14 protein-coding genes are annotated in these 16,029 nt (G+C 40.2%); 1 reads left to right on the plus strand and 13 read right to left on the minus strand.

The genetic code is table 11. From position 1 onward, the window contains the following. Positions 1-28 precede the first annotated feature (28 nt). A complete protein-coding gene (gene gigC, locus B9T31_RS11940) occupies positions 29-907 on the plus strand; it encodes a LysR family transcriptional regulator GigC (protein ID WP_086182170.1) in 879 nt (292 codons plus the stop codon). A gap of 119 nt (positions 908-1,026) precedes the next feature. Here gigC and B9T31_RS11945 read toward each other — a convergent pair whose 3' ends face one another. The 13 genes from B9T31_RS11945 to nuoC form a co-directional block, all read right to left on the minus strand. Then, on the minus strand, positions 1,027-1,323 hold the full coding sequence (locus B9T31_RS11945) for a cold-shock protein (RefSeq protein ID WP_086182171.1): 297 nt from the start codon (positions 1,321-1,323) through the stop codon (positions 1,027-1,029). A gap of 82 nt (positions 1,324-1,405) precedes the next feature. Continuing rightward, positions 1,406-2,041: a uracil phosphoribosyltransferase gene (gene upp, locus B9T31_RS11950; protein ID WP_086182172.1), complete on the minus strand. Its 636-nt coding sequence runs from the start codon at positions 2,039-2,041 to the stop codon at positions 1,406-1,408. Positions 2,042-2,163: 122 nt separating this feature from the next. After that, entirely contained in the window at positions 2,164-3,705 is a 1,542-nt protein-coding gene (nuoN, locus tag B9T31_RS11955) for an NADH-quinone oxidoreductase subunit NuoN (protein ID WP_086182173.1), read from the minus strand. Positions 3,706-3,708: 3 nt separating this feature from the next. Further along, positions 3,709-5,319 carry an NADH-quinone oxidoreductase subunit M gene (nuoM, locus tag B9T31_RS11960; protein WP_086182174.1) on the minus strand — a complete coding sequence of 537 codons (1,611 nt, stop codon included), beginning with the start codon at positions 5,317-5,319 and terminating at the stop codon, positions 3,709-3,711. A gap of 1 nt (position 5,320) precedes the next feature. Continuing rightward, the gene (gene nuoL, locus B9T31_RS11965) at positions 5,321-7,210 is read right to left on the minus strand and encodes an NADH-quinone oxidoreductase subunit L (RefSeq protein ID WP_086182175.1); all 1,890 of its coding nucleotides are present in this window, start codon (positions 7,208-7,210) and stop codon (positions 5,321-5,323) included. Then, positions 7,207-7,515 carry an NADH-quinone oxidoreductase subunit NuoK gene (gene nuoK, locus B9T31_RS11970; protein ID WP_086182176.1) on the minus strand — a complete coding sequence of 103 codons (309 nt, stop codon included), beginning with the start codon at positions 7,513-7,515 and terminating at the stop codon, positions 7,207-7,209. Before nuoK ends, nuoL begins: the two co-directional genes overlap by 4 nt. Continuing rightward, on the minus strand, positions 7,515-8,033 hold the full coding sequence (gene nuoJ / locus B9T31_RS11975) for an NADH-quinone oxidoreductase subunit J (protein WP_171264753.1): 519 nt from the start codon (positions 8,031-8,033) through the stop codon (positions 7,515-7,517). Before nuoJ ends, nuoK begins: the two co-directional genes overlap by 1 nt. After that, positions 8,033-8,575: an NADH-quinone oxidoreductase subunit NuoI gene (nuoI, locus tag B9T31_RS11980; protein ID WP_086182178.1), complete on the minus strand. Its 543-nt coding sequence runs from the start codon at positions 8,573-8,575 to the stop codon at positions 8,033-8,035. Before nuoI ends, nuoJ begins: the two co-directional genes overlap by 1 nt. An 18-nt stretch (positions 8,576-8,593) precedes the next feature. Further along, positions 8,594-9,610, minus strand: coding sequence for an NADH-quinone oxidoreductase subunit NuoH (gene nuoH / locus B9T31_RS11985; protein WP_086182179.1), 1,017 nt, complete (start codon positions 9,608-9,610; stop codon positions 8,594-8,596). Positions 9,611-9,613: 3 nt separating this feature from the next. Then, positions 9,614-12,298, minus strand: coding sequence for an NADH-quinone oxidoreductase subunit NuoG (gene nuoG, locus B9T31_RS11990; protein WP_086182180.1), 2,685 nt, complete (start codon positions 12,296-12,298; stop codon positions 9,614-9,616). 11 nt (positions 12,299-12,309) lie between these two features. Further along, entirely contained in the window at positions 12,310-13,638 is a 1,329-nt protein-coding gene (nuoF, locus tag B9T31_RS11995; protein ID WP_086182181.1) for an NADH-quinone oxidoreductase subunit NuoF, read from the minus strand. Then, a complete protein-coding gene (nuoE, locus tag B9T31_RS12000) occupies positions 13,635-14,144 on the minus strand; it encodes an NADH-quinone oxidoreductase subunit NuoE (protein WP_086182182.1) in 510 nt (169 codons plus the stop codon). Before nuoE ends, nuoF begins: the two co-directional genes overlap by 4 nt. A gap of 14 nt (positions 14,145-14,158) precedes the next feature. After that, positions 14,159-15,946 (minus strand): NADH-quinone oxidoreductase subunit C/D, encoded by a 1,788-nt coding sequence (gene nuoC / locus B9T31_RS12005; RefSeq protein WP_086182183.1) that lies wholly within the window; start codon positions 15,944-15,946, stop codon positions 14,159-14,161. Between the last annotated feature and the right edge of the window lie 83 nt (positions 15,947-16,029).

Genomic DNA, 16,029 nt, shown 5'->3' on the forward strand with positions numbered 1-16,029 from the left:
ACAATTTTAATGTTAAGGCACCACGCTTATGCGCATGACATTACGCCAATTGGCTGTTTTTGTAGCAGTCGCTCAGGAAGGAACCGTTACTAAAGCAAGTGATGCAGTCAAGCTTACCCAAAGTGCAGCTAGTATGGCCTTAGCCGATCTAGAAGATGGCTTAGGTGCTCCACTGTTTGATCGTTTAGGTAAACGTTTACAACTGAATGACCTAGGACGTTTTTTACTTCCTCAAGCACTTGAAATTTTAGGGCGATGTGAAGCATTTGAACAAGCTGCAAAAGGCGAGTTACAAAGCATTGACCTTCGTTTAGGTGCAACGCTCACAATTAGTGACTACTTAATGCCTGACTTAATGGCAAACTTTTTACAAATTCAACCTCAAGCTCATTTACAACTTCAAGTGGGTAATACCCGCCAAATGATTGAAGCTGTTAATCAGTTCCAGTTAGATTTAGCACTTATTGAAGGTTCTTGTTATCTGCCTCAACTACAATGTATTCATTGGCGTGATGATGAGTTAGCTGTGTGCTGTTCACCAGAACATCCACTTGCTCAACTTAATCGTCCACTGACCTTCGACGATTTTAAATCCGTCGAATGGATTCTGCGTGAAGAGGGTTCGGGCACGCGTGAGGTATTTGATAATGCAATTTTACAAAACTTACCTGATGCAAATATTCGCTTAACCCTTGGTCACAATGAAGCAATTTTAAAAATTGTCGCGGGAGGATTAGGAATGTCTTGTATTTCTAAACTTGCCATAGAACCTTTGCTTGAAAAAGGTCATTTAGTAATGCTTGATACTCCATTTTGGCAGTTAACACGACCGTTATATATGTTAATCCATCGCCAAAAATATCAAGGTCCAGGTTTAAAAGCATTTATGAGTTTTTGTGGAAAATAAAACCTCAAAAAAAGCACCAAATGGTGCTTTTTATTTATTCATATCTACCTCATCTTGATCCTAAGAAAGGCGAAATATCTTTTTTAGCCAAGTGATGTCATAAAAACTGTGTCGACTCATTAACTGCGAAAATTATTGAGTAATGCTGACGTAATAGATTTGTTATGCGTAGAGACTTTCGATTTTTTGGCTTTTGCAGAATTAGATTCAACGCGTTCGATCTGAATTGCTTTAAATTTATGACCATTTTCGACAATAACAAATTTTACTCTTTCATTTTTTTTAGGCTCACCTGCTTCTGCTGGAAAATCTGAAATATGAAAAAAAATATCTTCTTGTTCAGGTACTGAAATAAAACCAAACCCCTGATCAGCATTATATTGTTTAATTTTGCCTTGTTGATAATCTCGTTTCATTTGCCTTTCCTACCTTATTATTCATCCTATATAGTATATAAAAAAGAGGCTAGAAAGCCTCCTTTCTTACTATGATTTAAACTTAATCTTTCTGAACTGAACCAAAAATCTTATCACCTGCATCACCTAATCCAGGCACAATATAACCATGTTCATTTAGACCATTATCTACAGATGCTGTAAAGATAATCACATCAGGATGTGCTTCTTCAACTTTTTTGATTCCTTCAGGTGCAGCAACTAAAACCATAACGCGAATATCTTTACAACCACTTGCTTTTAATACATCAATTGCAGCAACAAGAGATGCACCTGTTGCCAACATTGGATCAATAATCATTGCCAAGCGATTTTGTACATCTGGAACCAGTTTTTTATAATACGTGCGTGCTTGTAAGGTTTCCTCATCACGCTCTAAGCCCAATACTGAAACTTTTGCACTTGGAATCAGATTTAAAAAGCCTTCTAACATGCCAATTCCAGCACGTAAAATAGGTACAACAGTAATTTTTTTCCCTGCAATTCTGTCGACGATCACTTTACCATTCCAGCCGGTAATCTCATGATCAACCATCGGTAAATCTTTAGTGGCTTCATACGTTAACAACATGGTTACTTCTTGCGCCAACTCACGAAAATTTTTAGTACTGATATCAGCACGACGAAGTAAACCTAGTTTATGTCGAATGAGCGGATGACGAATTTCATGAATAGCCACAGGAGAACACCTAAAAAGGAAGATAAAACTATGTGTAGTATAATGCCATTTACCCGATGAAAAAACATAAAAAGCCTCCAGAAGGAGGCTTTTTATAAAGGATCAATGAATAAACGAATTAATTAGAACCCGTTTTGTACGAGTGTCCAGATAAAACTTTGCATTTCAGATGAAATTGCAATATATGCCACTTTTGAAATGACAATCATTGGATCTGGATATACACCAAATAGTAAAACTAATGCGGCAGCACCTAACACCATAATACCACCCACTTTTTGACCCCAATGGTCAGCAGCATCAATACGTGGTGTCTCTGGTGGTGTCATATAAAGCACAACCATGACGCGTAAGTAGTAGTATAAGCCAATACCTGAACCAATAATAACCATTGCTGCAAGGAACCAAGAACCACTCGCAACAGCTGTTTTAATCACTAAGAACTTACCAATAAAGCCCGCAGTTAATGGAATACCGGCAAGAGAAAGCATCATCACGGTCAATGTTGCAGTTAATATTGGACGACGCCAGAATAAACCACGATATTCGTCTAAACTTCCCGCTTCATCTTTATTGTTATATGGACTAGACATTAATGTCACAACACCGAATGCACCGATTGTTGTTAACACATAAGTAATCACATATACATTGACTGCTTCTAAAGTTATAAAACCTTGAACTTGTAGGAAATCGCTCTTATTTGTACAAATAATAGCAACAAGTAAATAACCAAAATGTGCAATTGATGAATATGCCAAAATACGTTTTAAATTATTTTGACGTACCGCAAGCAAGTTACCTGCAAGAATTGAAAGCACAGCAATGATGGTAATAATAATAACGAAACTATCTGCTAAAATTAATCCAGAAGATAATAAGTAACGAATAAATAAACCAATCATCGCAACTTTTGCAGCAGTTGCAAGGAATGTTGCAATCGGAGCAGGTGCTCCTTCATAAACATCAGGTGTCCATTTATGGAATGGTGCTAATGATAATTTAAATGCGACAGCAAAAATAATCAGTGCCAAACCTAAAATAACAGCAGGCTGTTCAAATGCAGAGAATAGTTTACTTGGTGCAGCTACAAAATCTAATGTACCTGTATACGCATAAATATACGCCATACCCATCAGTAACATTGCAGATGCAGTTGCTGAAAGCACTAAGTATTTTAAACCTGCTTCAAGTGATTGGCCACGTTGATAGGTATATGCCAATAGACCATAAACAGGAATTGACATTAACTCAAGGCTGATAAAGAAAGAAGCATAGTTTGAACTTGCAACCATTAACATTGCGCCTGCAACAGAGCACAACATTAAGATATAAAGTTCTTCACGATTTTCTTTATAAGTTTCAATGTACGCGTGTGAAAGAGTACAACATGCAAGTGCTGCAATCAAAATCACAAACTGGTACAACATCGTAAATGGATCTACGATGAATAAATTCATGACATTTGCAGGCGTATATAACCCTGCAATAAGTACAAAAACAATATAAAACGCTGCTAGATTTAAGCCAATAACCGAAACCGTCGCAACTAAATTATGATTACGTTTAATTGCAATCAGAATCATGACAACAATTGCGGTTAAAGCCACGATCATGACAGGCGCCAAAGGCATTAGATCAGAAAAAGACACTGTGAAGTTCATGACTTATTGGATCTCCACACTTTGCACTTGAGTAGTGACTTCTTGAACAACTTCAACTACTTCTACTGGAATGTAGCTATTCACTAACCACGCCATACTTGAATGCGAAATATCAAGGAAGCTTTGTGGGTATAGACCAAGCCATAAAAGACCAAATGCACAGAGTAAAAGTAAGCTAATCTCACGCGCATTTAAATCTTTTAATGGGCTAGTATGATGTTGTTTTTGTTCTTCGCTTGGAACACCAAACAATGTTTTATGGATAAGAATAAGACCATAAAGACCTGCAAAGACTAAACTTACCGCAGCTAAGATTGTAAATACTGGGAATTTTTCAAATGAACCCATAAGGATCAAGAATTCACCAATAAAGTTACCTAAGCCTGGAATACCCACAAGAGCGGCAACAAAGAACATTAAGAAGAATGAAAGGTATTGGAATTGACCACGTAATCCACCCATCAAACGCATATCACGCGTATGTAGGCGTTCGTATACTTGTCCACACATAATGAATAATGCAGCTGAAGATAAACCATGCGCTAACATCATAATCATTAAACCTTGGAACGTTAGCAAATCACCGACGTAAATTGCTAGAAGTACAAAGCCCATGTGTGAAATTGAAGTATATGCCAATAAACGCTTCATATCGGTTTGCTGGAAAGCTAACCACGCGCCGTAGAAAATACCAATTAAACCAAAAATAATTGCAATATCGGCAAATTGAGCAGATGCCAATGGGAAGAATGGAATGACGAAACGCAACAAACCATAAGCAGCAGTTTTAATTAAGATACCCGCTAAGTCTACAGAACCTGCTGTAGGTGCTTGAGCATGTGCATCTGGCAACCAACCATGTAGTGGGAAAACTGGAAGTTTTACCGCAAAACCAATGAACAAACACACCATGAATGCATATGCAATTGCAGGGTTATTTGCTTCTAAGTGATGCGCTGCAATCATTAACTCATTATATCCAAAGCTAATTTGATGCTGAACAACCAATGCATTATAGATCACTAGACCTAAAATACCGATCAACATAATCAAGCCAGCAACTTGGGTATAAATGAAAAATTTATTTGCCGCATATACACGTGATTTATTTGCTGTGTTATGTCCCCATAGCGCAATCAAGAAATAGATTGGTACAAGCATCATCTCCCAGAAGAAGAAGAACAAGAACAAATCAATTGCTAAGAATACGCCAATGACACCACCAAGAGACCACAAAAGATTCAGGTGGAAGAATCCCACGTGTTTTTGGATTTCACCCCATGAACAACCAATTGCAAGTACACCAAGTAATGCAGTCAAGCCAACCATGAGTAGTGAAAGACCATCCACCGCAAGGTGAATATTGATTCCTAAACTTTGAATCCAAGGCACATAAAACTGAGCAGCCCAAGTTGGTGTCGCACCACCAAGTTCATAGCTATATGTACCCGTTTGCCATAATACAACGGTTAATAGAAAAGTAACTAACATCCCTACCAATGCAATATAGCGTGGTAGGTGTTGATCGAGTTTATCGACCAACCAGCATGCAAAACCTGCAATGAACGGAACAAGGATCAGAGCGGGTAGAATTAAATTATTTGGAGTATCCATTTTATTTCCCCACGACCTGAATCACGACCAAAATCATCAGTAAGACAATCGTACCTACTGCCATACTTGATGCGTATTCACGTAATGAACCTGTTTGACGTGAACTTGTGAAGCGATTACCACCTCGAACAAGTGCAGGAAGAACAAGCCACAAACCATCGATTGGGTCGCGACCTAAAATTTTCGCAATAAGAAGATATGGCTTAACAAATACCAAATCATACAATTTATCAAAACCAAGTGCATTTCTACAAATATTGGCTAGACCTGCACCCAAGCATGTTTTAGCAAATGACTTTAATGCATTGTACGCAAAGACAAATAACACCACTGCAACCACAATACCTGCAACAGCAATCGCTGATGCGATATGTTCTGCACTGTGCATCCCTTGTTCAAGTGCTTCTGAAACCGCAAATTCAGGAATTTTCGCAGCATTTAAAATACTGTCTACAGGTCCTTTTAATAAAGCACCTAAACCCGTTGCAAGCACTGCAAGAATTGCCAATGGAGACCAATACGTAACACCCTTAATTTCATGATAAGGCGTATTTTCTTTTCCGAAGAAGACAACCCAAATTAAGCGGAATGTATAAATTGCAGTAATAAATGCACCAGCAACGCCAGCCCAATATAAGCAATCATATAACGCTACTGCTTGACCTTTTGCCCATACTGCACCAAGAATTGCATCTTTTGAGAAGAAACCAATCGTGATAAATGGAACTGCAGCCAATGCACCGCCACCAATTGCAAAACATGCAAATAGGAATTTGTTCTTATAGAATAAACCGCCCATTTTGAAAATATTTTGTTCGTGATGGTAAGCTAAAATCACCGCGCCTGAAGACAAGAATAATAATGCCTTAAAGAATGCGTGTGAAAGCATGTGGAAAAGACCTGCTTGGTAAGCTTCTGCACCAACAGCCATAAACATATAACCCAACTGACTCATCGTTGAGTAAGCAAGAATACGTTTGATATCTGTCTGTACGAGTGCTGCAAAACCAGCGACAAGTAATGTGACCGCACCTGTAATTGAAATAAACATCATAACTTCTGGTGCTTGTTCAATTACTGCAAACATACGGCAGCATAAATAAACACCCGCTGTAACCATTGTTGCAGCATGAATTAATGCAGATACAGGTGTTGGACCTGCCATTGCATCTGCTAACCATGTTTGTAATGGAATTTGAGCAGATTTACCAGCAGCACCCAAGAACAACATTAATGCTGTCCAAATTGCAATTGAAGAGCTTTGTGCTAATACAGTTGGTGCAGCTGCAACAACTTCAGCAATGTTCAATGTACCAAATTGTTGATAAATCAAGAACAATGCAATCAGTAAAAATACATCACCAATACGTGTCACAGTAAATGCTTTTATTGCTGCAACACCATTTGATGGCGTCTGGTAGTAATAACCAATCAGCAAATAAGAACAAAGACCTACACCTTCCCAACCTAAGAATAATAACGCTAAGTTATCACCTAAAACGAGAAGCAACATACTTGCAACGAATAGGTTAAAGTAAGAGAAGAAACGAGCAAAGTCTTCTTCACCGCGCATATACCACGATGCAAAGATGTGAATTAAGAAACCAACACCCGTAATCATTCCCATCATTAATAGAGAAAGACCATCTAAGTGCAGGCTAATTCCAGGATTTAAACCAGCAACATCAAACCATGTCCAAAGATGTTGAACAAAAGGAAGCTTGCCATTGGCAACAAAATCTAAACCTGCAATCAATGCAAATAATGCTGAAAGTCCAACTGCACCAACACCAATCACCGCAGCAAGTTTTTCAGGAAGATGTCGACGACCTGCCGCTAAAAGGATAAACCCAATGAGCGGAAATAATACTGTTAAATATAAATAATTCATCCGCGCATCTCACTAGCAGCATCTACATCCAAATGGTGGAAGCGATGATAGTACTGAAGAACGATCGCAAGACCGATACACGCCTCTGCCGCAGCAAGCGTCAGAATTAGAATAAACATGACCTGACCATCTGGTTGTGCCCAAACACTACCTGCCAATACAAACGCAAGTGCTGCTGCGTTCATCATGATTTCAAGGCTCATCAAAATAAATAATAAATTACGTCGAACCATTACACCGTAAAAACCGAGTGCAAAGAGAATGGTTGCAACGATCAAACCATGTTCTAAAGGAATGTTGCCCATTATTCTTTATCCTCTTCTGCACTTGGTTCACGTTTGCCAAGATGAAATGCTGCAACAAGAGCTGCAAGTAATAGCATCGCGGCAATTTCAACCAATAAGATATAGTGAGTAAAGAGTGCTTCACCAACTGCTTTTGGACCGACAATTTCTGTACCCATGAGGCCACCAGAAGTCGTGTAATCTGAACCGAGCATCCAAACTAAAACTAAGCCCATTAAAAAGCTCATTAATGCAGGATATGCCCAAGCAGATGAAGTCAACCATTTACTTTCTTGTTCAATAGTTTGATGACCTAAATTCAGCATCATCACCACGAACACGAATAACACCATGATTGCACCTGCATAAACAATAATTTCAAGCGCTCCAGCAAATGGTGCCCCCACAATCATGAATATGCCTGCAACAGCAAGTAATGACACAATCAAACTAAGTAAAGCATGCACTGGATTCGTATTGGTCACAACACGAATCGTAGAGACAATGGCCACTAAAGCCATTAAATAAAACGGCCACATCATGGTAATAGACTCCGTACATCAACAGGTGCACTTTCACGTTGTGCTTGACCTTTGCCTTTACCAGCCACTGCCATACCTGTTACACGGTAGAAGTTGTAGTCTGGATATTTACCAGGACCTGAGATAAGTAAGTGTTCTTTCTCATACACAAGGTCTTGACGAACGTATTCACCTAATTCGAAATCTGGTGTCATTTGAATTGCAGTCGTTGGACAAGCTTCTTCACACATTCCACAGAAAATACAACGAGAGAAGTTAATACGGAAAAATTCCGGATACCAACGCCCATCTTCATGTTCTGCTTTTTGTAAAGAAATACAACCTACTGGACATGCAACCGCACACAGGTTACAAGCAACACAACGCTCTTCACCATCTGGATCACGCGTCAACACAATACGACCACGGAAACGTGGCGGTACGATTTCTTCGGCTGGTACTTCTGGATAAAGAATAGTGTCACGTTTGCGGGTTACATGGCTAAACACCATCCATAACGAGCGAACGATTGACCCAACTCCAGCTAGAAATTTATACATTTTGTTCTCCCTGCTGTCTTAGGCCTGATTCATCAGAATTACAGCACCAGTCACAAGTAAGTTGACTAACGCCAGTGGCAAGCAAATTTTCCAACCAAAGTTCATCACTTGGTCATAACGTGGACGCATCAATGAACCACGTGCCAATACAAACATCATTACAAAGAATAATGTTTTGATAATGAACCAGAACGCTGGTGGTATGAACGAAATTTCCCAATTAAATGGTGCAAGCCATCCACCAAAAAATAACGTTACAATGAGTGCAGAAATGAGTACAACGTTGACATATTCTGCAACGAAGAACATTCCCCACTTCATTCCACCATATTCTACATGATAGCCTTCTGCTAATTCTTGTTCTGCTTCAGGTTGGTCAAATGGATGACGGTGAGTCACTGCAACACCTGCAACCACGAAAATCATGAAGCCTAAGAATTGAGGAACAACAAACCAAACATCTTTTTGTGCTTCTACAATTTCACGCATATTGAATGAGCCTGCAATTGCAACCACACCCATTAATGAAATACCCAAGAAAACTTCATACGAAATTGTTTGCGCTGCTGAACGTAAGCCACCAAGAAGTGCATATTTATTGTTTGAAGACCAACCACCAAATAAAACTGCATATACAGCAATACCCGCCATTGCCATAAAGAACAATAAACCAATGCTCATGTCTGCAACACCTAAGTGTGGCGATACAGGAATAACCATGAATGACAATACTGCAGTTGCCATTGCAACTGCTGGCGCTAAACGGAAAGTCAACTTATCGACAAACTTAGGCGTCCAGTCTTCTTTGAACATGATTTTCAGCATGTCAGCAACAATCTGGAACATCCCGCCTGGACCCACACGGTTCGGACCATAACGGTCTTGCCATAATCCCAACAAGCGACGCTCAATAAAGGACATTAATGCTGCAAATAAAACCACGACCAATAAAATAATAATCGCTTGAATGACAGCATAAGCAATCGGCCAATTCTCAGCCCAAAGCGGTGTTAAACGGATTAATTCTTGATTCATGAATTATGCTCCTACCGCAATAGAAACAGGTTCTGCAAGTGATACCGTAGGCGCTAAACCAATTGGGTAACCAATATAACCTGTAGGTAAATATTCAATGATTTGTACTGGTAACACAACTTCTGTCTCACCAGCCTTCACTGTAATAATTTGACCATCTTGTACATTTAGTCGCTCTGCATCTTGCTCACCAACTGCAAAAACTGGCACAGGAATACGCGACTCCATAGCAGGGGTTTTCACCGTAAATTCACCAGAACCAAAAATATGATGCATTGGAATTAAACGGAAGCTTTCAGGATTTACCGCAAGAGGAGTTGGTGCAACAAAACTACGAACAGGACGTTTCGCTAAACGATCAAACAGACGAATACCAGCGTCACCACCTTTCAAATGCCCACCCACTTGATCTTGGAATTTATTCCAAGCTTGTGGAGAGTTCCAACCCGCAGCCCACGCAAATGGTACAAGAGATGATGCTTCTTGTGGACCAACATAACCTTCCATAGAGAAAGTTAATGCTGAGTCAATATCGACAGGTTGCTTTGGTTCATGAATTGAAAGTGGTGCACGCATTGCTGTACGACCAGAATAACGACGTGGTTCACGCGCAATTTTCAAGCCATGTACACGATAACCTGCATCTGGAGCAACATCTTCGATTGCTTGTAATGCTGGCACATTTTTTACAACATCTTCAATGACATCATCCAGCAATGTCCAAGAAATCGCTTTACCTTTCGCACCTGTTTCAATGGCATGTAACCAACGCCAAGATTCTTTAATTGCGAATTCAGGTTTAAGGTAACTCGGATCATAAACTTGGTAGAAACGTTGAGCACGACCTTCTTGTGAAACAACAGTACCATCACCTTCAGCAAAACTTGCAGCAGAAAGAACAATATTTGCTTTCTTCACTGTTTCTGTTTCTGAATGATCAACGACAATAACATCTTGCGCTTTTGCCAATGCAGCATCAACTTGAGCTGCTGGTAAACGACGATATAGGTCATTCTCAACAACAATAACTGCATCATAATCTTGAGCAAGTGCTTGTTCTAAGCTTTGTCCGCCTAAAATTGCTAAGCCCATTGAGTTCACTTCTGGAACAGTCAAAGTAAGGCCAGCATTTCCACCTAGATTTTGTGCAACTTGCGCAGCTGCTTCAATGATTGCAGCATCTTGCAAACTCGTACCAGAAATAATTAAAGGCTTTTTCGCAGCTTTTAAAGTGTTTGCAATCGTTTCTGCAAATGCTTTTGCATCTTCTGCTAAACCAGTAATTAACTCACCTTGAACAGCAGCAGCAATTGCAAAACCTAAGCGGGCAATATCATTTGGTGAAGCAACAACTTCACCTGTCGCAACATCAGCTAAGCGTGTTTGAGTTGCAGCTAAAATATAAATTGGTGATTTTGCATCTTGTGCAATACGCTGCACAGGTTCTGCTAACCAATCTTGTGTACGACGCTCTGCTGCCATTTCTTTTGCTTTATTTTTCGCTGCTTGACGAACCGATAAAGCCATACGTGGCGCAGTTTGAGTTAAGTCTTCACCTAAAATCAATACAGCATCATAACTTTCAATTTCACGCATACCTGGATTGTAAACACCTTCGGTCTGCATAATTGAAGCTGCAAGCTCAATAAGATTTTGCTCTTTTTGAGAAATACCTGTGGTGTAGTTTTCTTGTCCAACCAGTTCGCGAAGTGCAAAGTTAGATTCAAGTGATGCACGTGGTGAACCAATTCCCAAAACTTTTTTGCCTTGGATTTTTTCAATCACAGTATCTAGCGCAACATCAACTGAAACAGTTTCTACATTCGCACCAGTACGGAATTGTGGTTGACGTGGACGATCTGCACGATTCACATAACCTGTTCCAAAACGTCCTTTATCACAAAGGAAGTATTGGTTTACATCACCATTGAAACGGTTTTCTACACGACGTAATTCACCATAACGTTCCCCTGGAGAAATATTACAACCTGAAGAACAGCCTTGGCATACGCTCGGTGCATATTGCATATCCCATTTACGGTTATAACGTGCAGAATGTGTCTTGTCTGTGAATACACCAGTTGGACATACTTCAGTTAAGTTTCCAGAAAACTCAGACTCTAAAGTTCCTGATTCTGGACGACCAAAGTAAACACGTGATGCATTGGCATACACACCAAAATCTGTACCACCAGCATAGTCTTTGTAATAACGCACACAACGGTAACACGCAATACAACGGTTCATTTCATGTGCAATGAATGAGCCTAGCTCTTGGTTGTAATGTGTACGTTTTGTAAAACGATAGCGACGACGATCATGCTGCGTCATTACCGTCATATCTTGTAAATGACAATGACCACCCTCTTCACAGACTGGGCAGTCATGTGGGTGATTCGTCATTAAAAATTCAACAACTGAAGCGCGGAAATCTTTTGCTTCTTTATCTTCAATTGAAATGTAGGTATTGTCAGATGCAGGCGTCATACATGACATCACTAAACGTCCACGGGTATCATCCGCATTCGCATATTGAGTCACAGCACATTGACGGCAAGAACCAACAGAACCTAAGGATGGATGCCAACAAAAGTACGGGATATCAATACCAAGACTCAAACACGCTTGTAGCAAGTTTTCTGAGCCGTTGACTTCATACGATTGTCCATCGACATGAATTGTAGCCATAGTCGAATTCCTTAAGCTTGTGCTACGTTGCTAGTCTGAGCAGCAGCATTTACTACTTTTGCTTCAAATTCGCCACGGAAATGTTTGAGTGCACCCATGAGTGGTTCCATTGCACCTGGAGCGTGGGCACAAAAAGTTTTACCAATCCAAAGCTTACGCGTAAGCTCTTGTAAATGATCGATATCTTCTTTCTTGCCTTCACCATTCTCAAGTGATTTAAGCGCTTTAACTGCCCAAGGTAAACCATCACGGCAAGGTGTACACCAACCGCAAGACTCACGTGCAAAGAATTCTTCAAGGTTACGCGTTGCTGAAACCATACATTGAGTTTCATCAACTACCATAAGCAAACACGTACCTAAACGTGAACCTGCTTTCATGATGCTTTCAGCATCCATAGGAATATCGATATGCTCTGCAGCCAAGAAGTCAGTTGATGCTCCACCTGGTAACCATGCTTTTAGCTTTAAGCCATCACGCATCCCACCAGCATAATCTTCAATAACTTCACGTGCAGTTGTACCAAATGGAAGCTCCCACAAACCTGGGAATTTCACCTTACCTGATGCACCGTAAATTTTAGTACCTGGATCTTTAGATTTACCAGCAGATAAGCCGATATACCACTCTGGGCCACGGAGCATAATTGCAGGTAAGTTATTATATGTTTCTACGTTATTTACAATCGTTGGACGACCCCATGCACCAGCAACTTGCGGGAATGGAGGTTTCGTTCTTGGATTTGCACGACGACCTTCTAGAGAGTTAATTAATGCGGTTTCTTCACCACAAATATAACGACCTGCACCCGTGTGTACATGTAAATCAAAGCTCCAACCTGTATCTAAAATATTTTCGCCCAAATAACCCTTGGCACGAATTTGCTCTAAAGCTTCATTTAGATATTGAGCGGCTTCAATATATTCACCACGAATGAAAATATAACCATGCGTCGCTTCTAAGGTATATCCTGCAATCAACATTCCTTCAATCAATTGATGAGGAAGTTTTTCCATCAACAAACGATCTTTAAAGGTACCTGGTTCCATTTCATCAGCATTACAAATGAGGTAACGTGGACCACCATCATTAGGTGCCATCAATGACCATTTAATGCCTGCTGGGAAACCCGCACCGCCACGACCTTTCACTGTTGCAGCTTTAATTACATCAAGAACATCTTTGGGTTGCATGCCAATTGCTTTTTTAAAGCCAGCATATCCCTCTAGCGTTTCATAGTCATCTGCACTACGAACATGTTCTTGCTTACTCAAGCGCCAAGTTAATGGATGAGTTTCTGGATTGCCTTCACCATAAATTGGTTTTGGTTCAGTATTCATACATACTTCTCCAATAACTGTTGAATTGACGTCACTTCAACTAAGCCGTGAGTGTCTTCATCAATCATTAAGGTTGGACCTTTGTCACAGTTCCCTAAACAGCAAATTGGAAGCAATGTAAAACGACCATCTGCTGTCGTTTGACCATACTGAATTCCTAATTCACGCTGAAATGCTTCTGCTAAGGTTTCTGCACCCATTAAAAAACACGCAATTGAATCGCATAATAAAATTACATGGCGTCCAACTGGTTGACGGTAAATTCGATTATAGAAAGTTGCAACACCTTCTAAATCTGCAACACTCATACTTAACATTTGAGCAATTGCATGCATTTGTGCATCATCAACCCAACCATTACGACGTTGTACATGTTTCAAAGCATCTAAACATGCAGCGCGTGGATATGGGTAATGACCAATGTGATGTTCAATTTCGTGAATTTCGTCCGCAGTCAAAATTCCTTCAACGCTCACACGCGGTTTTTTATCTGTCAAAATCATCATAATGCGTTTACCCCTTAGCGATCCACGTCAGCCATTACGACGTCAATGGTCGCTAAATAAATGATTAAGTCAGACATCAGACTGCCATTAATCACAGAAGGCATTTGCTGTAAATGCGTGAAAGTTGGTGTACGAATACGCGTACGATAACTCATGGTTGACTTATCTGAAGTCAAATAATAGTTAGACGCACCTTTTACCACTTCTGCCATTACAGATGCTTCACCAGCAGGCATAACTGGACCCCAAGATACACTTAAGAAATGCGTAATTAACGTTTCAATATCTTGTAATGTCTTGTCTTTTGGTGGTGGAACTGCCAATGGGTGATCCGCTTTATATGGACCAGATGGCATGTTATCTAAACACTGTTTAATAATTTTTAATGATTGTTCAATTTCACGGTAATGAACAATGACACGTGCATAGGCATCGCCTTCGTACTCTAATGGTACTTCAAAGTCATAGTTTTCATAACCGCTATATGGACGATATTTACGCACATCAAAATCAATACCCGTTGCACGTAAACCTGTACCTGTAACACCCCATGCCAATGCAGATTTTGCATCGTATTGAGCAACATTACGTGTACGACCTTCGAACACTGAGTTCTTTAGTGCAGCAGTATGGTATTCCTTTAAACGCTTAGGCAGCCAATCCAAAATTTCACGGATTAGATGTTGCCAGTTATTTGGAAGATCATGTGCTGTTCCACCAATACGGAACCATGCTGGGTGCATACGGTATCCCGTAATTGCCTCAATCGCATCATAGATTTTTTGACGATCAGCGAACATATAGAATACAGGCGTCATACCACCCGCATCTTGAATTGCAGTACCAATAAACAATAAATGGTTATTAATGCGGAAAAGCTCTGACATCATGACACGAATACATTGTGCACGATCTGGAACAGTTATTCCTGCAAGTTGCTCGACACCCAATACATAAGGCATATTTTGAGCACAACCACCTAAGTAATCAACACGATCAGTATATGGAATGAAAGAATGCCATGTTTGACGCTCTGCCATTTTTTCCACACCGCGGTGATGATAACCAATATCAGGCACACAATCTTTAACTTCTTCACCATCTAACTGCAAAACAACACGGAAAGCACCATGTGCAGATGGATGGTTAGGACCTAAGTTTAAGAACATGAAGTCTTCGTCAGCATTACCACGTTTTAAGCCCCAATCTTCAGGGACAAAACGTAAATGCTCTTGTTCAAAATCCTGCTTCGCTTTGTTCTGCATATACGGAGTATATTCAGTCGCACGTGCAGAATATTCTTTACGAAGTGGATGACCTTCCCAATAGGTTGGGAGCAAAATACGACGAAGCATTGGATGCCCTTCGAAGTTGATCCCGAACATGTCATACGCTTCACGTTCATACCAGTTTGCATTTGGCCAAATATTGGTTGCGGTTTGAATATTTAAATCACTTTCATTCAATGCAACTTTCACACGAATGTCAGTATTACGTTCTAACGATAATAAGTGATAAAACACTGTAAAGTCAGACGCAGGTAAACCATGGCGGTGTGTACGTAAACGTTCATCTACCGCAGATAAGTCAAACAACATCACGTAAGGACGTGATACTGTACGCAAGAACATTAAAACGTCTTGCACGCGTGCGCGTTCAACCCAGACCGTTGGAAAATCTTCACAAGTCGCTTGCACATAGAAGTTCTCACCAAATTTGGTTTTGAGCTCCTCTACAATTGCAAATGCTGGGCGTGAATCAACTGGAGTTGATTCTGGCATAGCAACGTCAGTTTCAGCCATTGGCTTGGCTTCCTATTTAATACAAATTCAGTCAACTTAAACGACAATTACACCCATATCGGGTGCATCAATTTTTTAGTCGG

The sequence above is a fragment of the Acinetobacter sp. ANC 4558 genome (assembly GCF_002135375.1).
In the GTDB taxonomy this organism is placed as follows: domain Bacteria; phylum Pseudomonadota; class Gammaproteobacteria; order Pseudomonadales; family Moraxellaceae; genus Acinetobacter.

Excerpts from the sequence above, each read along its gene's own strand:
- gigC (WP_086182170.1), top strand. The coding sequence starts at position 29 with ATGCGCATGACATTACGCCAATTGGCTGTTTTTGTAGCAGTCGCTCAG.
- B9T31_RS11945 (WP_086182171.1), bottom strand. The coding sequence starts at position 1,323 with ATGAAACGAGATTATCAACAAGGCAAAATTAAACAATATAATGCTGAT.
- nuoN (WP_086182173.1), bottom strand. The coding sequence starts at position 3,705 with ATGAACTTCACAGTGTCTTTTTCTGATCTAATGCCTTTGGCGCCTGTC.
- nuoM (WP_086182174.1), bottom strand. The coding sequence starts at position 5,319 with ATGGATACTCCAAATAATTTAATTCTACCCGCTCTGATCCTTGTTCCG.
- nuoL (WP_086182175.1), bottom strand. The coding sequence starts at position 7,210 with ATGAATTATTTATATTTAACAGTATTATTTCCGCTCATTGGGTTTATC.
- nuoK (WP_086182176.1), bottom strand. The coding sequence starts at position 7,515 with ATGGGCAACATTCCTTTAGAACATGGTTTGATCGTTGCAACCATTCTC.
- nuoJ (WP_171264753.1), bottom strand. The coding sequence starts at position 8,033 with ATGTGGCCGTTTTATTTAATGGCTTTAGTGGCCATTGTCTCTACGATT.
- nuoI (WP_086182178.1), bottom strand. The coding sequence starts at position 8,575 with ATGTATAAATTTCTAGCTGGAGTTGGGTCAATCGTTCGCTCGTTATGG.
- nuoH (WP_086182179.1), bottom strand. The coding sequence starts at position 9,610 with ATGAATCAAGAATTAATCCGTTTAACACCGCTTTGGGCTGAGAATTGG.
- nuoG (WP_086182180.1), bottom strand. The coding sequence starts at position 12,298 with ATGGCTACAATTCATGTCGATGGACAATCGTATGAAGTCAACGGCTCA.
- nuoF (WP_086182181.1), bottom strand. The coding sequence starts at position 13,638 with ATGAATACTGAACCAAAACCAATTTATGGTGAAGGCAATCCAGAAACT.
- nuoE (WP_086182182.1), bottom strand. The coding sequence starts at position 14,144 with ATGATGATTTTGACAGATAAAAAACCGCGTGTGAGCGTTGAAGGAATT.
- nuoC (WP_086182183.1), bottom strand. The coding sequence starts at position 15,946 with ATGGCTGAAACTGACGTTGCTATGCCAGAATCAACTCCAGTTGATTCA.